This is a genomic window from Tenacibaculum ovolyticum DSM 18103 (genome assembly GCF_000430545.1).
Lineage (GTDB): Bacteria > Bacteroidota > Bacteroidia > Flavobacteriales > Flavobacteriaceae > Polaribacter > Polaribacter ovolyticus.
Map to the genome: position 1 here is coordinate 285,610 of NZ_KE387165.1, position 21,811 is coordinate 307,420.

Annotated in this window: 23 protein-coding genes; 4 read left to right on the forward strand and 19 right to left on the reverse strand. The window is 29.9% G+C overall.

Annotated features, from left to right (window positions below):
• The first annotated feature begins 75 nt into the window (after positions 1-75).
• Positions 76-2,703, forward strand: a complete 2,628-nt coding sequence (alaS, locus tag H518_RS0117645; protein ID WP_028890305.1) for an alanine--tRNA ligase — start codon at positions 76-78, stop codon at positions 2,701-2,703.
• A gap of 55 nt (positions 2,704-2,758) precedes the next feature.
• Here the strand turns inward: alaS and H518_RS0117650 are convergent, their stop codons facing one another.
• The 17 genes from H518_RS0117650 to H518_RS0117730 all read right to left on the reverse strand — a co-directional run bounded on the left by H518_RS0117650 (position 2,759) and on the right by H518_RS0117730 (position 15,995).
• A complete protein-coding gene (locus tag H518_RS0117650; RefSeq protein ID WP_028890306.1) occupies positions 2,759-4,045 on the reverse strand; it encodes a cryptochrome/photolyase family protein in 1,287 nt (428 codons plus the stop codon).
• Positions 4,035-4,520, reverse strand: coding sequence for an SRPBCC family protein (locus H518_RS0117655; protein WP_043707223.1), 486 nt, complete (start codon positions 4,518-4,520; stop codon positions 4,035-4,037). Before H518_RS0117655 ends, H518_RS0117650 begins: the two co-directional genes overlap by 11 nt.
• A complete protein-coding gene (locus H518_RS0117660; protein ID WP_240472532.1) occupies positions 4,521-5,036 on the reverse strand; it encodes a glutathione peroxidase in 516 nt (171 codons plus the stop codon). It abuts the gene before it with no gap.
• Between the two features lie 27 nt (positions 5,037-5,063).
• Positions 5,064-5,588, reverse strand: coding sequence for a CIA30 family protein (locus tag H518_RS0117665; protein ID WP_051263834.1), 525 nt, complete (start codon positions 5,586-5,588; stop codon positions 5,064-5,066).
• Between the two features lie 10 nt (positions 5,589-5,598).
• Complete coding sequence (locus tag H518_RS0117670; protein ID WP_028890310.1) at positions 5,599-6,276, reverse strand: SDR family NAD(P)-dependent oxidoreductase; 678 nt, start codon at positions 6,274-6,276, stop codon at positions 5,599-5,601.
• 36 nt (positions 6,277-6,312) lie between these two features.
• Positions 6,313-6,579: a TIGR03643 family protein gene (locus H518_RS0117675; RefSeq protein ID WP_028890311.1), complete on the reverse strand. Its 267-nt coding sequence runs from the start codon at positions 6,577-6,579 to the stop codon at positions 6,313-6,315.
• A gap of 27 nt (positions 6,580-6,606) precedes the next feature.
• Positions 6,607-8,025: an SDR family oxidoreductase gene (locus H518_RS0117680; protein WP_028890312.1), complete on the reverse strand. Its 1,419-nt coding sequence runs from the start codon at positions 8,023-8,025 to the stop codon at positions 6,607-6,609.
• Positions 8,026-8,637 (reverse strand): flavin reductase family protein, encoded by a 612-nt coding sequence (locus H518_RS0117685; protein ID WP_043707225.1) that lies wholly within the window; start codon positions 8,635-8,637, stop codon positions 8,026-8,028.
• A complete protein-coding gene (locus H518_RS0117690; protein ID WP_028890314.1) occupies positions 8,637-9,947 on the reverse strand; it encodes an ABC1 kinase family protein in 1,311 nt (436 codons plus the stop codon). Before H518_RS0117690 ends, H518_RS0117685 begins: the two co-directional genes overlap by 1 nt.
• A complete protein-coding gene (locus H518_RS0117695; RefSeq protein WP_028890315.1) occupies positions 9,944-10,597 on the reverse strand; it encodes a TetR family transcriptional regulator C-terminal domain-containing protein in 654 nt (217 codons plus the stop codon). The genes H518_RS0117690 and H518_RS0117695 overlap by 4 nt, the downstream gene beginning before the upstream one ends.
• Positions 10,598-10,601: 4 nt before the next feature.
• Positions 10,602-11,075 carry a TspO/MBR family protein gene (locus H518_RS0117700; RefSeq protein WP_028890316.1) on the reverse strand — a complete coding sequence of 158 codons (474 nt, stop codon included), beginning with the start codon at positions 11,073-11,075 and terminating at the stop codon, positions 10,602-10,604.
• Entirely contained in the window at positions 11,062-11,763 is a 702-nt protein-coding gene (locus H518_RS0117705; RefSeq protein WP_028890317.1) for a lycopene cyclase domain-containing protein, read from the reverse strand. Before H518_RS0117705 ends, H518_RS0117700 begins: the two co-directional genes overlap by 14 nt.
• On the reverse strand, positions 11,760-12,215 hold the full coding sequence (locus H518_RS0117710; RefSeq protein ID WP_028890318.1) for a sterol desaturase family protein: 456 nt from the start codon (positions 12,213-12,215) through the stop codon (positions 11,760-11,762). Before H518_RS0117710 ends, H518_RS0117705 begins: the two co-directional genes overlap by 4 nt.
• Positions 12,212-12,646 carry a hypothetical protein gene (locus tag H518_RS20155; protein ID WP_043707227.1) on the reverse strand — a complete coding sequence of 145 codons (435 nt, stop codon included), beginning with the start codon at positions 12,644-12,646 and terminating at the stop codon, positions 12,212-12,214. Before H518_RS20155 ends, H518_RS0117710 begins: the two co-directional genes overlap by 4 nt.
• A 2-nt stretch (positions 12,647-12,648) precedes the next feature.
• Positions 12,649-13,494, reverse strand: coding sequence for a phytoene/squalene synthase family protein (locus tag H518_RS0117720; protein ID WP_043707229.1), 846 nt, complete (start codon positions 13,492-13,494; stop codon positions 12,649-12,651).
• Position 13,495: 1 nt separating this feature from the next.
• Positions 13,496-14,962, reverse strand: coding sequence for a phytoene desaturase family protein (locus tag H518_RS0117725; RefSeq protein ID WP_028890320.1), 1,467 nt, complete (start codon positions 14,960-14,962; stop codon positions 13,496-13,498).
• Positions 14,963-15,101: 139 nt separating this feature from the next.
• Entirely contained in the window at positions 15,102-15,995 is an 894-nt protein-coding gene (locus tag H518_RS0117730; protein WP_028890321.1) for a MerR family transcriptional regulator, read from the reverse strand.
• Between the two features lie 112 nt (positions 15,996-16,107).
• Here H518_RS0117730 and H518_RS0117735 point away from each other — a divergent pair, with 112 nt between their 5' ends.
• The 3 genes from H518_RS0117735 to H518_RS21585 all read left to right on the forward strand — a co-directional run bounded on the left by H518_RS0117735 (position 16,108) and on the right by H518_RS21585 (position 19,766).
• Positions 16,108-17,058: a GSCFA domain-containing protein gene (locus tag H518_RS0117735; RefSeq protein ID WP_028890322.1), complete on the forward strand. Its 951-nt coding sequence runs from the start codon at positions 16,108-16,110 to the stop codon at positions 17,056-17,058.
• A 60-nt stretch (positions 17,059-17,118) separates the two neighbouring features.
• Entirely contained in the window at positions 17,119-19,377 is a 2,259-nt protein-coding gene (locus tag H518_RS0117740; RefSeq protein ID WP_051263835.1) for a CocE/NonD family hydrolase, read from the forward strand.
• Between the two features lie 224 nt (positions 19,378-19,601).
• Positions 19,602-19,766, forward strand: a complete 165-nt coding sequence (locus H518_RS21585) for a MalT transcriptional regulator family protein (protein ID WP_407635138.1) — start codon at positions 19,602-19,604, stop codon at positions 19,764-19,766.
• On the opposite strand, the gene H518_RS0117745 is transcribed toward H518_RS21585, so the two are convergent.
• Together H518_RS0117745 and H518_RS0117750 are read right to left on the reverse strand one after the other, a co-directional pair.
• Positions 19,720-20,001 carry a rhodanese-like domain-containing protein gene (locus H518_RS0117745; RefSeq protein WP_043707267.1) on the reverse strand — a complete coding sequence of 94 codons (282 nt, stop codon included), beginning with the start codon at positions 19,999-20,001 and terminating at the stop codon, positions 19,720-19,722. The genes H518_RS21585 and H518_RS0117745 overlap by 47 nt on opposite strands.
• A gap of 42 nt (positions 20,002-20,043) precedes the next feature.
• The gene (locus H518_RS0117750) at positions 20,044-21,792 is read right to left on the reverse strand and encodes an aromatic amino acid hydroxylase (protein WP_028890325.1); all 1,749 of its coding nucleotides are present in this window, start codon (positions 21,790-21,792) and stop codon (positions 20,044-20,046) included.
• Positions 21,793-21,811 lie beyond the last annotated feature (19 nt).

Here is a 21,811-nt window from a genome sequence, read left to right on the forward strand (position 1 = left end):
TACAAAATGTTTTAAAACTACTTTTCTTTAGTTGTTTTTTAATTATTATTTAACAAAATTTCGAGCTCAAATCGTATGAAATCTCAAGAAATAAGATCAAAATTTTTAGAATTTTATAAATCTAAAAACCATAATATAGTTCCGTCTGCACCAATGGTGTTAAAGAACGACCCTACTTTAATGTTTGTAAACGCAGGTATGGTTCCTTTTAAAGAGTATTTTTTAGGGCAGAAAAAAGTAGTGAATTCGAGGGTTGCTGATTCTCAGAAATGCTTGCGTGTTTCTGGAAAACATAATGATTTAGAAGAAGTAGGAAAAGACACCTATCATCACACATTATTTGAAATGCTTGGAAATTGGTCTTTTGGTGATTACTTTAAGAAAGAAGCAATTGCTTGGGCTTGGGAATTACTTACTGAAGTATATAAAATAGATAAAGACATTTTATATGTTACTATTTTTGAAGGTGATAAAGAGGAAGGTTTAGATAAAGATACTGAAGCTTATGATATTTGGAAACAATACATTGCTGAAGATCGTATTTTATTAGGTAATAAAAAAGATAATTTCTGGGAAATGGGTGCGCAAGGACCTTGTGGACCTTGTTCAGAAATTCATATAGATATCCGCTCTGCGGAAGAAAAAGCAAAAGTATCGGGTGCATCACTGGTTAATTTAGATCATCCACATGTTGTTGAAGTATGGAACTTAGTTTTTATGCAATACAACCGTAAAGCAAACGGAAGTTTAGAAAACTTACCTTCAACACATATTGATACTGGTATGGGGTTTGAGCGTTTATGTATGGCATTGCAAGGTGTGCAATCTAATTATGATACTGATGTTTTTACACCGATTATTAGAGAGATTGAAACTATTACCGGTGTAAAATATGAAGACACTTCTGTTACTGGAGACGAAACTGACATTGCAATTCGTGTTATTGCTGATCATGTTCGTGCTGTAGCATTTTCTATTGCCGATGGTCAATTACCAAGTAATACTGGTGCTGGTTATGTTATTAGAAGGATATTAAGAAGAGCTATTCGTTATGGCTTTACTTTCCTTAATCAGAAAGAACCTTTTATCTACAAATTAGTAGAAACATTAAGTGAGCAAATGGGAGATGCTTTCCCTGAGATAAAAGCACAAGAACAGTTAGCGCATAATGTAATTAAAGAAGAAGAGCACTCTTTCTTAAAAACATTAGAACAAGGTTTGCTTTTATTAGATACGATAACTGCTAATGCTGCTGATAAATTAATTTCTGGAAAAAAGGTATTTGAACTAAAAGATACTTATGGTTTTCCTGAAGATTTAACGGCTTTAGTTTTATCTGAAAAAGGATTTAGCTACAATGAAGAAGAATATAAAACAGCTTTAAAAGAGCAACAAGATAGAGGAAGAGCTGCAACTGCTATTGAAACTGACGATTGGAATGTTTTAATAGAAGATGATGAGGAAGAGTTTATAGGTTACGATACTTTAACTGCTGATGTTAAATTAACACGTTACAGAAAAGTAACTACAAAAAAAGATGGTGAGCAATACCAATTGGTATTTAACATGACTCCTTTTTATCCTGAAGGTGGAGGGCAAGTTGGTGATGTAGGTTATATAGAAACGTCTAACGGAGATGTTATTTACGTAGTTAACACTAAGAAAGAAAATAACCTTATTATTCACTACACTAAAAATTTACCTAAAAATTTAAATGAAAAGTTTAAAGCAGTAGTGAATGATGAATTCAGACATTTATCTGCTAGTAATCATACTGCAACGCATTTATTACATCAAGCATTACGTACTATTTTAGGAACACATGTTGAACAAAAAGGATCATTAGTAAGTCCAAAACACTTACGTTTTGATTTCTCTCATTTTTCTAAAGTAGATGCTGATCAATTACAAGAAATAGAAAACTTTGTAAATGCTCGTATTCGTGAAAACCTTTCTTTAGTTGAAAGAAGAAACATACCAATGCAACAAGCTATTGATGAAGGTGCTATTGCTTTATTTGGAGAAAAATACGGAGATTCTGTAAGAGCTATTAAATTTGGTCAATCTATGGAGTTATGTGGAGGTACTCACGTAGCACAAACTGGTGATATTTGGTATTTTAAAATTAAATCTGAAGGAGCAGTTGCTTCTGGAATCAGAAGAATTGAAGCGATTACAAATGTTGCTGTTGGAAATTATTTTGAGGATGTTGAACGCAACTTTTCTGCGGTAAAACAATTATTAAAAAATCCTAAAGACGTAGCAAAATCTGTAAATAGTTTACAAGATGAAAATACAGCTTTAAAAAAGCAAGTGGAGCAATTATTAAAAGAAAAAGCTCAAAACCTATCTGGTGAATTAAGAAATCAACTACAAGAGATAAATGGAGTACAGTTTTTAGCAACTAAAGTAGATTTAGATGCTAACGGAATTAAAAACTTAGCTTTTGCTTTAGGTAAAGAGTTTCAAAACTTATTCTTATTCTTTGCTTCATCTGAAAAAGCTGACAAAGCAATGTTAACATGTTATATTTCTAAAGAATTAGCTGCAGAACGTGGTTATGATGCTGGAAAAGTAGTTAGAGAACTTGGAAAACTGATTCACGGTGGTGGTGGTGGACAAAATTTCTTTGCTACTGCTGGTGGTAAAAACCCAGGTGGAATTCCGAAAGCTTTAGAAAAAGCGAAAGACTATATTGCTTAGAATATAAGTTACAATATTAAAAAAAGGTTCAAAGAATATATTCTTTGAACCTTTTTTAGTTTAATGCTTTTTTATAAGTTGCAATCGCTCTTTCTCTTGCTAGCTTATGTTCAACCATTGGTTCTGGGTATGTTAGTTCATCAAAATCTTCAACCCATTTTCTAATATATTGTAAGTCTTTATCAAACTTTTTTAACTGTGCTTCTGGATTAAAAACTCTAAAATACGGAGCTGCATCGCAGCCTGTACCTGCTGCCCACTGCCAATTTCCATTATTTGCAGATAGTTCATAGTCTAATAACTTCTCAGCAAAATATGCTTCTCCCCAGCGCCAATCAATTAACAAATGTTTACACAAAAAACCTGCTGTAATCATTCGTACACGATTGTGCATATAGCCAGTTTTATTTAGTTGTCGCATACCTGCATCAACCATCGGATACCCCGTTTCTCCCTTACACCACTTCTTAAATTCGGCCTCATTATTCCTCCAAGGAACAACATCATATTTCTGTTTAAAATTATTAGTAACCACTTTCGGAAAATGAAATAGTATTTGCATGAAAAACTCTCGCCAAATTAATTCATTTAAGAAAATAGCATTCGTTTTTAAAGCAAATTGAACCATTTTTCGAGCACTTACTAAGCCAAACCGAAAGTAAGGTGACAAATACGATGTTTTATCAATAAAAGGAAAATCACGAACCTCATCGTAATTCTGTAAACTTGATAAATTATAAGGTTTTACCTTTATAGGACTTTCATTAAACCCTATTGATTCTAAAGAAGGCAAAACAGTTGTAAGTTTATGAAAATCAGAAAATGTAATTGCAAACTCTTTTAAATCAACCTCAGCATTAAAATTTTGTAGCCACTTATTTTTATAAGGTGTATAAATAGTATAAGGTAGTCCATCTTTTTTTACAACTTCATCCTCTTCAAATACAACTTGATCTTTATAACTGTAAAAATCAATACTATTGGACTTTAAAAATTCTTTAACTTCATTATCCCTTTTAATAGCGTAGGGTTCGTAATCTTTATTTGTATAAACCGATGTAATATTAAACGTTAACAACAACTCTTTCCATACCTCAATAGGATTTCCTTTCTTAACTAACAGTGAAGATCCTTCAGTTTTTAACGTTTCATCTAACACTGATAATGTTTGATAAATAAAAGAGACTCTTGCATCGTCTTTCGGTAAGTTCTCTAATATTTCTTCATCAAAAATAAATACAGGCAATACTTTCCTTTTAGATTTTAAAGCATTATATAATCCTACATTATCTTCCAATCGTAAATCTCTACGAAACCAGAATACAACAACTTTATTTACCATTAAACATCTTTTCTAAAGTTACAAACCTGTATTCAAAAATTGTTTTTAGCTGCTTTTTTATAAATACTACTTGCGCTATATGTCCTAAAAAACCAAACGGAATTTTATACGATATTTTGTCTTTCATTAAGGTATTTCCGTTCGCTAATTTTTCAAACCAATGCTCATGATGCCACATTGAATATGGTCCGAAACGTTGTTCATCAATAAAAAACTCTTGCTCCTTAACCTGTGTTATTTCTGTTACCCAATTTGTTTTAATAAAAGCTACTGGAGATACTTTATAAGTTATAATTTGCCCTTGATATGCTTTTTGATCAACTTTAGATGTAATATTAAACCCCATTTTAGGAGGTGTAATCTTCGCTAAATTTTCTGGTGACGAAAAATAATCCCAAGCCTTTTCTAACGGAATTTTTAATTCTTGTTCCGTTTCTAAAGTATAAATCCCTGAATGCTTCTTAAAATTAATCATTTATAAAAGCTTGGTTATTTTAGAACTCATAGGTTTTGTTATTGAATAAAAAACATCAATCAACCTTCCTTTTTCATCTACTAAATACTTTTGAAAATTCCATTTTACTGAAGAATTCATTTTACCGTTCTTACTTTTTTGTGTTAACCATTGGTATAATGAATGTTGCTTATCTCCTTTAACATCTAGTTTTTCAGTCAGAGGAAAATCTACGCCATAATTTAAACGACAAAATGATTGTATCTCTGATTCTTTACCCGGTTCTTGACCACCAAATTGGTTACAAGGCAAACCTATAACTACTAATTTTTCTTTGTGCTTAGCATACAACTCTTGTAAACCATCATATTGCTTTGTAAATCCACATTTAGAAGCTACATTAACGAATAGTATTTTTTTTCCTTTGTATTGGTTAAGATCTAATTGTTTCCCATCAATTCCTTCAATCTTTATATCATATAAAGATTCTTTAGATGCTACAGTTTGTGCGTTTCCTAAAAAACTAAATAATGCCATAAGTAAAGTTATTTTTAATGTTTTCATTTATTTAAGTGTTATTCTTTCTATTTCTAGTTTAAATTTTTCATTCTTTTTATTCCCTATCAGAATTGCTATTTCGGTTATTGTAGTTGCCGAAAAATTATCAACATTTAATTTATAACCTCTAAAAGAAGCATAAAATTTATTTAATGGTAATTCTATTTCTTCTGTACTTTTTGATGTTTGAAAAGATTGGATGTACCAAAAGCGCTGATTATTTTTAGCTTTAATTCTAAACTGATATTTTTTACCGTCTCCTTTTAGCTTGAGAACAACTTTAGTTTTATCTGTATTAAAATTAATATTTAGAGGTAATCGAGTCATTGCAAATCCGCCATTATTATCTAAAGAAACATTACCAGAAAAAATCATCTTTTTTTCTTCATCAAGCTTCATTGAAGAGTTAGATATTCCTCCCATAACGTCATCATTGGTTATGTACCAATTTTGGTTACTACTATTTTTATCAAAAATTATAATTTCATCATTCATACATAAAAAAACACTAAATAGAATAAACCATTTCATTTGCCTAGATTTATATTTTTACACTTACAATTCCGGCATCTAAAGGAATAATTTGACCTGTAATTGAACCTGCATCCTCTGATAATAAGTAACAAGCTAAACTTGCTACTTCTTCTGGTTTTAAATACTTTTTTAACGGATGCCTATCTTGCATACTTTCTTGCTGTTTTTCATTTCTTAATAAACGAGCTGCTAACGGTGTGTCTGTTACTGTTGGCGCAATTGCGTTAAAGCGGATTTTTGTTGCATACTCTGCAGCTAATGATTTTGTTAACCCTTCTACAGCTGATTTACTTGTAGCGATACTTGCATGAAACGGCATTCCTAAAGATGTTGCTACAGTACTAAATAACACTACACTACCATTATTTTTCGATAAATTAGTTTCATATGCTTTTAGCGTTTTAATAGCTCCAATAACATTAATTTCAAAGTCTTGTTTAAAATCAGCTTCTTTAAGTCGAGTAAATGATTTTAAATTAATACTCCCAGGGCAATACACAAGACCATGAACTTCATCTACAGCAGGCAATTCATCTTCAAGAACATCACATGAATAATGTTTTACATTTACGTGTTTTTCAGGTACTGTTCTACTAATATTTATAATTTCATGAGTCTCTTTTAATTTACTCACAACTGCTTTTCCTATACCTGAACTACCTCCTACGACTATAATTGTTTTCATTTTCTATGTATTTTTATTAGTAGTCTCTTAATTTTTTTATCGTTTAGAAATTTTATTATTACTTATACTTTGTTGCCTTGTACACTTAAACCTTCCTTTTTCGAATTCTCGTTTTGCTTGGTGCTTCGTACTTCTGCCTTGAACTCTTGCTCTCCATAATTTAAAACTAGAAAGCTTTAACTCTTTACGCATTAATTCAATTACTTGTTGTTCTTTTAGTCCAAATTGAAACTTTATAGCATCAAAAGTGGTTCGATCTTCCCAAGCCATTTCTATTATTCTATCTAAATCTCTATAAGTCATAATATTGAAAAATTAATAAGCTCGCTTTTATTTATTGATTAGAGCATTTATCATTCCTTTAAAAACAAAGGCATGAAAAGGTAAAACTGAATACCAATATAAACGCCCTAAGACACCTTTAGGTCTAAACACGGCTCTTTGATATAGTTTATCTTTTACAATCTTAAATTCTAACCAAGCCTCACCTGGCAACTTCATTTCGGCAAATAACAACAATCGTTTTTCTTTCTTATCAGCTAACAATACACGCCAAAAATCTAATGGATCACCTGCTTCTAAATTTGTATCATGTGTTCTTCCTCTACGCAAACCTACTCCTCCAAATATTTTATCTACATAGCCTCTTATTTTCCATAAACCATTAAAACTATACCATCCGTTTTTACCTCCTATAGACCAAATTTTATTTATAGTAAAGTCTTCATCTGTGATTTTTACAGAACGAATGTCTTTAAAACAACCGTACTGTGGTATTTGAATATGATCAGACAATTGGTCTTTAAAAGTACCGCTACTAATTGCATCTTTCCAACTTGATACAACAGCGTTTTGTTCTATTCTTTGAAATGCTAACTTTACCGCATCTTTATAACAAATAGGCTGTACATCTAAAAGCTGATTAATATTACTAGCTTTAGCAATTACTTCAACCTTCATACTATCCACTAATGCTTGTGCCAGATTAAATGATGTTGATGTAACGAAATACAACCAATACGATGATAATTTTGGAGTTAACAACGGTAATGTAAAAATGTATCTTTTAAAGCCTCTTACCTCTGCAAATTGCAAAAGCATTTGTTTGTAAGTAAGTATTTCTGTTCCACAAATATCAAAAGACTTATTATATAATTCTTTGTTTCCAACTGCTCGTTCTAAAAAGGCTAACACATCTCTAATAGCAATAGGTTGTGATTTAGTATTTAACCATTTTGGAGTAACCATTAATGGTAATTTCTCTACAATATCTCTAATAATCTCAAAAGATGCACTACCACTACCTACAATAATACCAGCTCTAAATGTTGTAAGTCCGTATTTTTTTGATTGCAAGTTCTGTTCAACTTGAAAACGAGAAGCTAAGTGTTTAGATAAAGAACTATCATTAACAATACCACTTAAATATACAACTTGCTTACAATTCGTTTTTTCAACTAAGTTTTTAAAATTTTTAGCGCAACGTTGTTCTAAATCTTCAAAATTAATAGCATCAGTTGCCATTGAATGTATTAAATAATAGGCAACATCTATATCTGAAGGAAAAACAACATCCTCGGTGTTTAAAAAATCTACTTTTATAAACTCAATGTTTTTTTTATATTCTATTTCATCAGGAACTCGATTTAAATCACGTACACAACACACCAATTGATGTCCTGCTTCTTGCAATTTTAACACCAATCTTTTAGCTATATAACCTGTGGTTCCTGTGATTAGAATTTTCATTTATTTTGGTCTTTGATATGATAATCGTTTATATTTCTCTGCAACCATATAGGTATCTAAACCATTTACTGCTGCAATTTTCTCTTTTGATAGATTTAAAAAACCATCTTCTGAAAGCATTGAATCTTTAAAATACAAGTCGGTTACTTCTCCTAAAACCAAAATAGTTCCGTTTGCTTTTATATGATATTCTTCTAAAAACTTCACTCCTATTTGCAAAGGTGACTCTGTTACGTAAGGAGCGTGAAAGCTATTTTTGTACTCTGGTGTTAAATCAGTTTTATTAAATTCTGATATCCCCGATTCATATTTAGCTGATGTATGGTGCGCATCTTCAATTATACCTTCACAAACTGCATTTATAGTGTAAAAACCTGTTTTCTTTATATTGTCATAGGTATTACGTGCTACTGTGGTAGGACGTAGTACAAATCCTAAAATTGCAGGACTAGAACCATAATGAACGACTGAGCTAAAAACAGCCAAATTTGTTACTCCATCTTCAGATTTTGTACCAATAAGGTTTGCTGATTTATAACCCGAAATACTGTTTATTAAGTTTATTTTATATAGATGCTCCATCTCATCTATTGCCTCTCTAGATAAATGCATTATATATTTTTATAATTATTAATTTTAATATTTGTAGCTTTTAAATCGTGCATTAAATTATATAATCCAAAAAAGGTTCTGTTAATGTAAATAAAATGCTTTGAACCTCTATTTCCATTCATTTTTTTCAACTCTGTACTTTTAGAATATTTCTCGCCTAACGCTGCTATTTTACCGAAGAAATTTTCATCAGAAAAATCAAATTCTTCTTGTTGAAACGGCTGCGTAAATAAAGATAACATCTCATAAAACAATTCTTTAAAAAAGATTATTTCTTCTTCAGTATCATCCTTTCTTAAAATTTCTAATTCATATAACTTACTTTCAAAAAAAGCTGGATTATCGATATTATCTCGCACTGCTAATTCGAAATATGGTACATAAAAACTTTGAGGAACCTCTTTCATACACCCAAAATCAATAACAATTAGATCGTTTTCTGGTGAAACCAAAAAATTACCAGGATGCGGGTCGGCATGTACTTTTTTTAAGACATGTAATTGGTACATGTAAAAATCCCATAATGCTTGCCCTAACTTATTTGAAGTTTCTTGATTCAATCCTTTTTGGGTAAACTCAGAAAGATGAACACCATCCATCCAATCCATCGTTAAAATGCGATCAGAAGAGAATTCTTCGTAATACTTCGGAAATCTTAAGTTTGGTATCTTATTACATGCATTTGCTATCTCATTACTTTGAGCTAATTCTAGTATATAATTAGTTTCTTCTAATAATTTATTTTCAACCTCTTTAAAATACTCATCAGAACCTTCCCCCTTTATATTAAACATTTTCATTGCAATTGGTTTTACCATTGCTAAATCGGTAGAGATACTATTCGCAACACCTGGGTATTGAATTTTAACTGCCAATGTTTTGTTGTTTACTGTAGCCCTATGCACTTGACCGATACTTGCCGCATTTACAGATTCTACTGTAAACGTATCAAAAACCTCTTCAGGTGTTTTCTTAAAATATTTTTGAAATGTTTTTACAACTAAAGGACCAGAAAGAGGCGGAACTGAAAATTGCGATAATGAAAACTTTTCTACATAAGCGTTTGGCAACAAGCTTTTTTCCATGCTTAGCATTTGCGCTACTTTTAATGCCGATCCTTTCAATTCTTTTAAACCGTCGTAAATATCAGTTGCATTATCTTCATTTAACTGATTTCGTGCTTCCTCTTCGCTTTTTGTTATTTTGTTTCCGTAATATTTAGCATAGTTTACTCCTACTTTAATTCCTGTAGTAACTAATTTGGTTGCTCTTTCTATTTTAGATGTTGGTATTTTGTCTAGTCTTTTCATACAGATACTCCTTTTTCTTTCCACAAAAACTTCGCTAAATCTATTACACTCTTTACAGGTGCAATTTGTTGAATATCAAAACTCGCTTTAACCGATTTCTCTATAAAGACATCCGTTTTTTCAAAGTTTGATGACTCATCATCAATCCAAAATTTCAGCACCATTAATAACTGAATCCAATAACCTTCTGAGATTGTTTTATCTTGAATTTCGTTTACTTTATCATTCTTAAAGTCTATTTTTTCTAAACTAATACCACTTACAAAATGTATAAACTCTGTTCGTAATTTTTTTAAAACTGATAATTTTGAAAAGTTTGATTTCACATCTTTAAACTGAAACAAAACGTAAGATCTGTTTGCTGTTAACAATTCGAAAAAAGTAAAATAGAAACTTAATAACTTATCTTTTGATGAGTACTCTTTATAAGCTTCCGTTTTATGTAATAAATGAATTGTTTCTTTTGCAAAGATTGCGAAAATTGATTTTTCTAAACTTTCAAAGCTTGAATAATGCTTGTAAAATTCTGATTCTTCAAAATTGTTATCTTCTGCAAATGAATAAATAGAAGAAGGCTTTCCAGATATTAAAACTGAATTCATATACAATTCTACTATTTTATCTTGTGTAATATTATTTTTTTCTGTCATAATTTTAGTTATAAAATACGATGTATGCGTTTAAACTTGTTGCAATCGTCATCCATATTAAATACGGAAGTATTAGTAATGTGAACAGTTTTAATCTTTTTAAGTGTTCAAACGTAAAATATCCGATTAACAACCATAATAAAGTGATTGAAATTAACCCGACAACTGTTAAATGTTGATTGAAAAAAAAGTAATTCCAACCTACATTTAAAATCCATTGAATACTAAAAAGCCCTGTCAATTTTTTATTTAAAAATGGATATTCAAAACTTAATATTGTCATGTAAAAAGAAAACAACAACATTATTGTTGTCCAAGCTGCTCCAAAAACCCAACCTGCAGGTGTCCAAGGCGCTTTGTTTAAAGAAAGATACCAATCTGTTCTTGGTCCATTTTCCATCAACAAAACACCAATTCCTAATGCTAAGAAATTTACCACTAAAAAAATTAAAAAACGTATATATTTATTTTCTTTCAAATCTTTTCTTTTTTAGATAATTGAAAATTAATTGTATTGTAAATAATAAATTAAATGCATAAAACACATCCTCAAATGGTATTGTAAATATTCTAAATCCTAAATTTTCATTATCATTATACCAAACTACAGGTTCCTCTATAAAACTACCTGTTAAAATTCCGTTTACGATTAAGAAAGGAATTAAAACCACTAAAAAACTAGGAAAATACTCTTGTAGCGTTTTTAAATGATTCTTTAATCCGTAAAAGATCAACAGTAAAAAGAATATAAAATTTATAGTAGTATATAACTTCCCAAAATTAAAAATCACCAATATTAATGTTATAAAAACCAATAAAAAACTAATAATAATAGTTCCTGATTTTGATAATTTAAAATCTGGTTTTAAATATTTTAATACTTCATGAGTAAATAAGCATGCATATGGTATACAAAAGAAAAAAAGCCACTCTTCTAAAGGCATTTTTAAAATTTCTATAGGTAAATGATATGTTGAATTAAACCCCCATACTCCATAGCTTGTAAACAAACCATCCCAGATTAAAAAAGGAATCGCGACTAATAGTATACTTATAAAAGCAATTTTGAAATACTGAATAAAATGAAATTTTTTCTCAAAAATGCTATATAATAACGGAATACTTAGGCTCCCTAAAGTTAATATGAGGTACAGATAATGACTCATTGCTTTTTCTTAAAATATTTAAAAGGCACAAATAACATTCCGAAACACTCTCCATCGGGTTTTCCCATATGCTTATGATGAATTTTGTGTGCTTTTCTTAATCCTTTTAAATATTGATTATTTGTATTTTTAAACCACTTAAATCGTCTATGAATTAATACATCGTGCACTAAAAAATAGGCCAATCCGTAAAGTAAAATTCCTAATCCAATAAAAAACAAAGGATTTAATTCTGGTCTAATTCCAAAATAGAATAACAAAATACTTGGTATTGCAAAAACTACAAAGAAAGCATCGTTTTTCTCAAATACATGTGGATATCCTGGCTGATGATGATCTTCATGCAAATACCAACCAAAACCATGCATTACATATTTATGTGTAAGCCATGTTACACCTTCCATAACCAAAAAAGTTATAAGAGTTGTTAATAAAAAAATTACTACAATCATAATGATGTATTTTTTATAATATATTTATCTAAATAGTCAGTAGAATCTTTTTTGTTTAAATACTTTTTTAAAAATTCTTTATCACTATTTATTTGAGATGAGTAATTAAGTAATTTTGGTAATTTTTCTTGAATAACCAAACGTACATACCTTAGATGAATATTACTGGGATGTTTATTGATTAAGCTTTCTAATTTATTTTTCTCTTTCTTAAAAATCATCAACTTACTCCATGGTAAAAACTTATATTTTGCCTGTTTCATTCTTAACGAAATTACATACCCTTTAACTGCTACCTCTTTACTATTTTGAAACTTATTAATATATAATAATTCTTCTTTTTTATTTGATACCTCATGGTAATCAGTTACAAACTTAGGAGCAACTATTGCAAGACTTATAAAAGAAAAATAAATTAAAATTTTAAGCATTATTAAATCATGTTTAATTTATATTTAACATAACTTCTTGCTAATAAGTTTATTTTCATCGGATTTGAAATTCGCACTCTTGTTTCCATTATTTTTGTATAATGAACTGCTTTCAACTTTTTTAACAATCGTTTATAATATCTAAACGCAATATAAACACCAAACTTAGCCTCAACCGGTAATTTTAAAACTCCATTTTGAAAAGCATACTCAAAGTCTGACTCAATATCTTTAATAATTGCTAATTTTGATTGTTTATCAAAATTTTTAAAATTCACATTAGGGAAATACGATCTATTTAAATCTTCAAAATCATCTTTCAAATCGCGTAAAAAATTTACTTTTTGAAATGCCGACCCTAATCGTTGTGCAGCATCCTTAAGACTATCATATTTTTCTTGATTTCCATTAACAAAAACCTTTAAACACATCAACCCAACAACATCTGCCGAACCATAAATATACTCTTTATACTCCGCTTCTGTTTCATAAGTAGTTTTATACAAATCAGCTTTCATGCTTTTTAAAAAAGCTTTTACCATCTCGTCTGAAATATCATATTTCAAAACAGTGTGTATGAATGAATTTATAATAGGGTTTAAACTAATACCTGCCTTTTTTGCTGAAAAATATTCTTTTTCAAAACTAATTAGAAGACTTTCTTTATCATAATCGTGAAAAGAGTCTACAATTTCATCTGCAAACCTAACAAAGCCATAAATATTATAAATTGCCCCTCTAATACTTGGTGCTAGCATTCTTGTAGCCAACGAAAAAGATGTACTATATTTTTTGGTTACAAGCTTACTACTTGCGTAAGAAACTTCATCGAACAGTTGTTTTTTCATATTAATGGTGGTTTTTTATAATTAAATCAGAAGCAATTTTACCAGATATTAAAGCTGGTGGTACTCCTGGCCCTGGAACTGTTAATTGCCCTGTAAAAAATAATTTTTTTACTTTTTTACTTTTTATCTTTGGTCTTAAAAAAGCAGTTTGTGTTAAAATATTGGCCAACCCATAAGCATTACCTTTATATGAGTTATAATCTTTCTTAAAATCATTAACACAAAAACTTTCTTTAAATAAAATATGTTCTTTAACAGATTGCCCTGTTAACTTCTCTAGTCGGTTTAAAATAATATTAAAATATTCTTCCCTAATCTCTGGAGTATCATTTATACCTGGAGCTAATGGTATTAAGAAAGTTGCAGCTTCTTTACCCGCTGGCGAAAAAGAACCATCTGTTATAGAGGGGAAGCTTGCATAAAATAACGGTTCTTTAGGCCAACTAGGGGTATCATAAATAGTTTTTGCATGTACATCAAAATCAGTATCGAAAAATAATGTATGATGACAAACATTTTCTAATTTTTTATCAAAACCTACATAAAATAATAGTGATGATGGTGCGAATACTTTTTTATCCCAATACTTTTCAGAATACTGCCTATATTTCTTTGGCAATAGTGTTTCTGTATGATGATAATCCGCTCCACTTAAAACAATATCTGAAGAAACAAATTCTTTATTTACAACCATTCCTGTTGCTTCACCAACTTCATTTACAACAACCTCCTCTACATTTGAGTTCACCTTAAAATCAACTCCTAAATCAGTAGCTAGCGTTATCATTGCTTCAATTACCTTATACATTCCACCCTTTGGATGCCATGTACCTAAACCAAAATCAGCATAATTCATAAAATTGTAAAATGCAGGAGTATTACTTGGTTTAGCTCCTAAAAACAAAACAGGAAACTCTAAAATTTGAATTAATTTCTTACTTTTTATTTTTTTTCTAACTTGTGTTCTTATAGTAGAGAAAAACTGTGTTATTTTTCCAATAGTAACAGGTGTTACTAATTCTAATGGAGAAACCCCTGGTTTATAAACCAAATCGTTTATAGAAACATCATAATTATATGCTGCTGATTTTAAAAAAGTTTTTAAGTGTGCTGCACTCCCTTTTTCCTCCCTTTCAAAAACTTCATATATCTCCTCTAAACTTCCAGGTATTGTAATTGAGTCTTTAACATCGAAATAAACCTGGTATGCTGGAGTTAACTTTTCTAACTCATAATAATCTGAAGGTTTTTTTCCAAAATCAGCAAAAAATTTCTCAAAAACATCTGGCATCCAATACCAAGTAGGCCCAATATCAAAAGTAAATCCATCTTTTATTAATTGCCTAGCTCTCCCTCCTACGGTTTCATTTTTCTCTAAAACAACAACTTCATTACCTGCTTTCGCTAAATAACACGCTGCCGCAAGAGAAGAAAAACCTGAACCTATTATTAATATTTTTTTTTTCAATGCGCTACCTTATTAATTAATATTAGTTGCTCAATTAATTTTCTATTAAGATAAGAAATCTATTGAGTCAATCAAATTTACATTTTTTGTTCAACAAAAACAAAAAAAGATTAAACAAAATAAAATTAACCAAAAAAAATTACAACGTTTTTAGTAACGATACCACAGATGGATATAAAGAAATATCAGCTTCAAAATCAATTTCTTTTACTTTTAAAGTTTTAGTACCAACAGCGATTAATTTATGCTCTGTTCCTTTAATAATATCATTAATTTCCTGAAAATAACTTACAATCTTATCATCATAAGGCTGAACAGTTAATGATGTTATAAAGCAAATTTTAGTATCACTTTCAAAAAAATAATCAAGATTATTTAATGGCAAGCTTTGCCCTAGATAGATTGTTGAATTCCCTCTTAAAACAAGCTCGTAGTTTAAGTACATCAACCCAAGCTCATGTATCTCATTTTCTGGCAGAAACAAAACATAAGTAGTCTCTGAATTAACGACAGAATATTCTAATCTTTCTATGCTAATTTGAATTTTCTGAGCTATTAAATTAGATATGAAATGCTCGTGCGCTGGCAACAATGTATCTGTTTGCCACAACAAACCTATATGCCCTAAAAAAGGAATAAAAACATCTTTAAAAATTTCTCTAAATGTTTTTTTATTTAACAACTTATTATACGTGTTATTAAACAAAACTTTATCAAACTGAAACATAGAGAGCTTAAACGAATTAATAGCTTCATCATCAACAGCAACCTTAAATGCCAACTCTCTTGCTTTAACAATAATCGTTTCATTAGACATTTCAGCTATTTTAGAAATCTTATGATTATTTGTATTTAACAAAACAACATTTAACAATTTCTGCAAGTTATCTGAAGAATAATAACGAATATTAGTACCTGTTCTTTCTGGCGACAACAAACCATATCGTTTCTCCCAAATACGAATAGTATGCGCTTTTACCCCTGAAATATTTTCAAGATCTTTTATAGTAAAGGTATTCTTAATACTGTTCAATATAAATTCATTTTAATTAAACAAATGTACAATTTTATATCATCAAAAAAAACTATCACTTGTTTCTAACTATTTAATCTTTATTTTTGAGCTTGAATTTTATCTTTATTCAATGATTCTCCAAACTAAAATAGCCTTAAAAAAACAACCATTAAATCAAATCAATTATGACTCTAAGTTATTATTACTAGGATCTTGTTTTTCAGAAAATATAGGAGAAAAATTGTCTTATTATAAATTTCAATCTGTAGTAAACCCTTTTGGTATTTTATTTCACCCAAAAGCTATTGAAAATTTAGTTTTAGACGCAATAAATAAAAAGGTGTACACAGATGATGATCTTTTTTTTTATAATGAACGCTGGCATAGTTTTGATACACATTCAATTTTAAGCGCCGCGAGTAAAGATGAAGTTTTAAATAACTTAAATAGTATAAACACTACGACATTTAAGCAATTAAACGGCGCTACCCATATTGTAATAACACTAGGAACTTCATGGGTATATCGCCATATTGAATCCGATACAATTGTTGCCAATTGCCATAAAGTTCCACAGAAAAAATTTTTAAAAGAAATTTTATCGGTTGATGAAATTACCGAAAGCATAGAAGCCATTATTTCTCTCATAAAATCAGTAAACAAAAATGTAAATATACTTTTTACCGTCTCTCCTGTTAGGCATTTAAAAGATGGTTTTATTGAAAACCAACGAAGCAAATCTCATTTACTTTCGGCTATTCACAATATAATAGAACCCAGAGAAAACACCTATTACTTTCCTTCTTATGAAATTATGATGGATGAACTACGAGATTATCGTTTTTATTCTGAAGATATGATTCACCCAAATAAAACTGCTATTAATTATATTTGGGATAAATTCTTTACTTCTTGGACATCTGAAGAAACTCAACAAACAATGAGCAAAGTAGAAACAATTCAAAGAGGAATAACACACCGCTCTTTTAATCCCGAATCTGAAGCTCATTTAAAATTTTTAAAAAGTATTCAAGAGAAAAAAAACTCATTAAAAAATAAACATATTCATATCGACTTTTAACAGTATCATCTTTTTTTGATTAAATTCGCTTACATTAAAAACAAATGCTAATTAAAAAAAATGAATAAGAAACTAATTACTTTATTTCTGTTTTTTTTTGTGTTTAAACACCTTCAATCTCAAAAAATTTATTTTAAGTCTTCTAAGAATACCCTAGAAACTTATAAAAATATTGAACTTTTAGCCAAGAATATAGAAAAAAAATTACCTAAAAAAAATAGACAAACCTATCTTGGTAATCTTTTTAGAATTCAAATTGCGTCTAAAAAACACGTAAAATCATTACAAAATTTAGACTCTCTAAGGGTTATATTTAAAAAAGGAGGATATGGTGATTTTAGTCATGTTGCTGGCATTCAATATGAATTATATACTAAAACTAAAGAAGAATCGATAAACTCAAATATTCCAATTAATTATAAGTTAATATCAGAAAGTCTAGATAAAATATATGCAAAAATTATTAAAAAAGGTATCATAGAAGACTCTTTTTTTTATTTTGATGATACTAAAGACTTAAAATTAAAAAGTTTGAACGAAAGTTTAAGTATAAAAAATGATAGTATTACACTAAAAAGAGCCATTAAAATTTGTAGAAATTATGCTTCTTTCCTAGTAGCTTCAACAGTAAATTCACATGCTAGGATATATTCAAAAAAAATTCTTGATCAAAAATACATCATTAAAGATAGTCTGATTATAAAAACTAGAGATAAAGGAGAATTATCTGCTATCATTGTTAGAAAAAGAAAACAAGAAAAACCATTACCTGTTGTTTTAAAATTTAGCATATACCCTAGTTCATATGATATCGGTGATGCGAAAATAGCAACTGCTTATGGTTATCATGGCGCTAATGTTTTTGTACGTGGTAAGAAAAATAGCGAAAACGAATTATATCCTTTTGAACTTGATGCTAACGACCTTTATGATGCCATAGATTGGATTTCCAAACAATCCTGGTGTAATGGCAGTATAGTAATGTATGGTGGAAGTTATTTAGGATTTGCACAATGGGCTGGAGCAAAAAAACTTCACCCTGCATTAAAAGCAATTGCTCCAATGGTTTCTGTTGGACCTGGAATAGATTACCCAATGTATAATAATGTATTTATGTCTTATATGCTAAGATGGATTCGCTATGTTAACAATAACAAAATGACAGATGAAAAAGATTTTAGCAATACAGAAAAGTGGAAATCATTGTATAAAAAATGGTATAAAGGTGGCTATGCTTTTAATAAATTAGATAGTTTATTAGGCAAAGAAAACAAACTATTTCAAAGATGGTTAAAACATCCTAGCTATGATTCTTATTGGACAAATATGAAACCTCATCAAAATGATTTTTCTAAAATTAATATTCCAATTTTAACTTTTACAGGTTATTACGATTCAGACCAAGCTGGTGCTTTAAGTTATCACAAAGAACACTTAAAATATAATCCAAAAGCAAACCACACATTATTAATTGGACCATATGATCATTCAGGCGGTCAAGGTTTTCCTAAAAAAATACTAGGTGGTTACAAAATTGATTCTGTTGCTAATATTAGGCAGATCCCTTTGACCTTTAAATGGTTTAACTATCTTTTAAAAGATAGTATTAAGCCTAAACTTTTAAAAGACAAAGTTAACTATCAAGTAATGGGAACTGGCAAATGGAAACATGTATCCTCAACCTCTAAAATGAACAATGATACGCTAAAGTTCTACCTTAAAAGCAAGCACCAAAAAGAAAATTATACACTATCTCTTAAAAAGAGTACGAAGAGTCATTTTGTAAAACAAATAGTCGATTTTAAGGATAGAAGCATGAATCGTCCTTTCAGCAAAAAAAAGGAAAAAATTTTAGATTCTATATTAGACACAAAAGAGAAACTTAGGTATATAACAAAGAAATTAGATTTTGATTTTGAAATTAATGGTTCTTTTTTAGGGAAAATTAACTTAGAGATTAACAAAAGAGACCTTGATGTTGTTCTTGAATTATTTCAAGTAACTCCAGAGGGCAAGTATTTTTCTTTAAGCACTTACCTAGGAAGAGCTAGTTATGCCAAAAACAATAGCAGGAGGAATTTATTAAGTCCCAATAAAAAAGAAATTATTCCTATTAAAAATGCAAGTTTTGTAAGTAAATTTATTTCAAAAGGTAGCAGGCTACTATTAGTCGTATCTGTAAATAAAAACCCTGATTGGCAAATTAATTATGGCACAGGTAAAGATGTTAGTACCGAGACAATAAAAGATGCTAAATACCCTTTAGAAGTAAAATGGTATACTGATAGTTTTATTAAAATCCCTGTATTTAAATATTGATGTGAATATTTACTCAAAAGAAAAGATACTAAAGAATCACACAATAGTATTATTGAAGCAATGAATGGACGCGCTCCAATGACACCTATCATAGCTTTTAAAATATTGCATTTATTAAGAAATTTTTAAAATTATTTTCAAGAAAATAAAAAGGAGACATTAAATTACCTAAACACGAAGCTCAAATCCTCATAAAATTAAATAAAGGTTTAAACTACAACGAAATTGCTGATAATTTGATAATATCTCCTTCTATAACTCGTAAACATATCAGAAACACGAATAAAAAATTAAAAGTGCATAATAAAATAGAAGCTGTTTTAAAAGCTAAAAACCAAAACCTTATTTCGTCAAGTGCTGATCTACATTTTGCCAAGGCCCTCCATTAATCACATCAATCCCTTGCGCTACTAAAAAATCAGTCGCTTGCCCACTTCTTGCTCCGCTTTTACAAACTGCAATTACTGGCTTACCCCAAGATTTAACCTCTTCTACACTTGAAGGTATCACCGTTAAAACAATATGTTTTGCTCCTTCCGAGTGTCCTTCATTCCATTCAGGTAAAGTACGTACATCTAAAACTACAGCTCCTTTACTTAAATATTCTTGTATTTCGTTTGTCATGTTTTTCTTTCTAAATAAATTAAATAATCCCATTTGCCTTAACTATTGTTCAGACAACAAATTTAAACCGTTTTCAATTAAAGTTCTGTAACTCTTGTTACTTTTTAATTCTTCTAAATAATTTTTCAATTCGTTTTTAATTGAGTAATTATTTGCCAAAGCTAATTCATATAACTCTAAAGGCAATAGCCAATCAGTAGTATATTCACTTTTTAAAGTTTTAAAAACAGTCATCACCTTTTCTTCAGTAACCGTTTCCTCTACTCTACTTCTTCTAACATCATCGTACATTTCATACAACTTATTATCAGATTCCGAATACTGAATTTTATCTGTTTTAGTTTCTGAAACTTTCCCTAAATCACCAAATGAATCTACATCAGCAGGTCCTGAATAAGCTGACACCAATTCTTTACCTATTGCCATATCATAAACACCCCACTCTGGCCTAAACAATACTTGATCTTTATAAGTAACTGTACAATCTTTTAAAGAGACTATTAAAATCTTCCCTCTTAAATCACGAGTACCTGTTATCACCTTCCCGTTAACAATTACTCCGCTCTCAAACTCCAACATCATTTCCTCACCTTCATATATTCCGTAGGCTTTTAAATCTCGTGGACTCATATCTTCAATATGAAGATTAATTCCTTTTAACTTTCCTACAGGACTTCCAAAACCTTCTGCATGATACCTAATACCATGACCTATTAATTCCTTATCTCTATTAGACAAAGCGGTTGGCCCTGTAGTTTGTATATAAGCTACTTTTCCTTTTTTATCCTCTATTACATTGGTAAAAGCACCTGAAATTTGCACCCCTGTACTTAACTCTACAGTTCCTAAATTTTTAGAATCTATTAATTTATGAACTCCTTTTAATCCACCCGTTCTAAGCGCCATCGTATTTGCGAACTCATTTAAAACTAAGCTTAAGTATGCAAAATTCGGCGTAACAAATAATTGAGGTTGTGGTTTTGTAATATCAAAACTCACCGTTGCCGCCTCAATAGAATAAGGTACTTTTTTTACCTCATCTTTCATACACCACATACTCTCTCCTATAGATGAAAGCAAACCAGCTCCATATATCTTAGGCTCATCAACGGTTCCAATCAAACCATATTCAACAGTCCACCAATGCAAGTTTCTTATTTGTGCCATTTCAGACAATTCCCCCATATTGTTTTGCAACCATTCTACTTTTTCTTGCGCATCCTCAATTTCTTTTTGAGTTGAATTTGGATTCTCTTTTAAAATAGATAACAATCGAATAGCTTCATACATTTCATAATCTTTCGATGATGAAATTGCTTTAGACCCTATTTCTCCAAATCGACGTAAATATTCAGAATACTCAGGGTTTGCTATAATTGGCGCATGACCAGCAGCTTCATGAATAATATCTGGTGCAGGTGTATATTCTATATGATTTATAGTACGCATATCTGAAGCAATCACCAAAACATTATAAGCTTGAAACTCCATAAATGCATTTGGGGGAATAAAACCATCTACCGAAACCGCAGCCCAACCAATATCTTTTAAAATACGATTCATACCTGCCATATATGGAATATTCTCAACAGAAACACCTGTTTGTTCTAATCCTTTTAAGTAAGAAGCGTGTGCTACTTTACCTAAATAATCAACATTCATACGCATTACATAACGCCAAACCGCCTGGTTTTGGGCTGTATACTCGTTATAAGGTTGTTTTACTACAAATTTGTGTAAATGCTTAGGTAATTTTTTCGTGATTTCATTTAATTCAAAATGAGACTCCATATAGTTGTTTGTTTTGCTG

Bases quoted from the DNA above. Each gene is read 5' to 3' on its own strand.
- alaS (WP_028890305.1), top strand. From the start codon at position 76: ATGAAATCTCAAGAAATAAGATCAAAATTTTTAGAATTTTATAAATCT.
- H518_RS0117650 (WP_028890306.1), bottom strand. From the start codon at position 4,045: ATGGTAAATAAAGTTGTTGTATTCTGGTTTCGTAGAGATTTACGATTG.
- H518_RS0117655 (WP_043707223.1), bottom strand. From the start codon at position 4,520: ATGATTAATTTTAAGAAGCATTCAGGGATTTATACTTTAGAAACGGAA.
- H518_RS0117660 (WP_240472532.1), bottom strand. From the start codon at position 5,036: ATGGCATTATTTAGTTTTTTAGGAAACGCACAAACTGTAGCATCTAAA.
- H518_RS0117665 (WP_051263834.1), bottom strand. From the start codon at position 5,588: ATGAAATGGTTTATTCTATTTAGTGTTTTTTTATGTATGAATGATGAA.
- H518_RS0117670 (WP_028890310.1), bottom strand. From the start codon at position 6,276: ATGAAAACAATTATAGTCGTAGGAGGTAGTTCAGGTATAGGAAAAGCA.
- H518_RS0117675 (WP_028890311.1), bottom strand. From the start codon at position 6,579: ATGACTTATAGAGATTTAGATAGAATAATAGAAATGGCTTGGGAAGAT.
- H518_RS0117680 (WP_028890312.1), bottom strand. From the start codon at position 8,025: ATGAAAATTCTAATCACAGGAACCACAGGTTATATAGCTAAAAGATTG.
- H518_RS0117685 (WP_043707225.1), bottom strand. From the start codon at position 8,637: ATGCATTTATCTAGAGAGGCAATAGATGAGATGGAGCATCTATATAAA.
- H518_RS0117690 (WP_028890314.1), bottom strand. From the start codon at position 9,947: ATGAAAAGACTAGACAAAATACCAACATCTAAAATAGAAAGAGCAACC.
- H518_RS0117695 (WP_028890315.1), bottom strand. From the start codon at position 10,597: ATGACAGAAAAAAATAATATTACACAAGATAAAATAGTAGAATTGTAT.
- H518_RS0117705 (WP_028890317.1), bottom strand. From the start codon at position 11,763: ATGAGTCATTATCTGTACCTCATATTAACTTTAGGGAGCCTAAGTATT.
- H518_RS0117710 (WP_028890318.1), bottom strand. From the start codon at position 12,215: ATGATTGTAGTAATTTTTTTATTAACAACTCTTATAACTTTTTTGGTT.
- H518_RS20155 (WP_043707227.1), bottom strand. From the start codon at position 12,646: ATGCTTAAAATTTTAATTTATTTTTCTTTTATAAGTCTTGCAATAGTT.
- H518_RS0117720 (WP_043707229.1), bottom strand. From the start codon at position 13,494: ATGAAAAAACAACTGTTCGATGAAGTTTCTTACGCAAGTAGTAAGCTT.
- H518_RS0117735 (WP_028890322.1), top strand. From the start codon at position 16,108: ATGATTCTCCAAACTAAAATAGCCTTAAAAAAACAACCATTAAATCAA.
- H518_RS0117740 (WP_051263835.1), top strand. From the start codon at position 17,119: ATGAATAAGAAACTAATTACTTTATTTCTGTTTTTTTTTGTGTTTAAA.
- H518_RS0117745 (WP_043707267.1), bottom strand. From the start codon at position 20,001: ATGACAAACGAAATACAAGAATATTTAAGTAAAGGAGCTGTAGTTTTA.
- H518_RS0117750 (WP_028890325.1), bottom strand. From the start codon at position 21,792: ATGGAGTCTCATTTTGAATTAAATGAAATCACGAAAAAATTACCTAAG.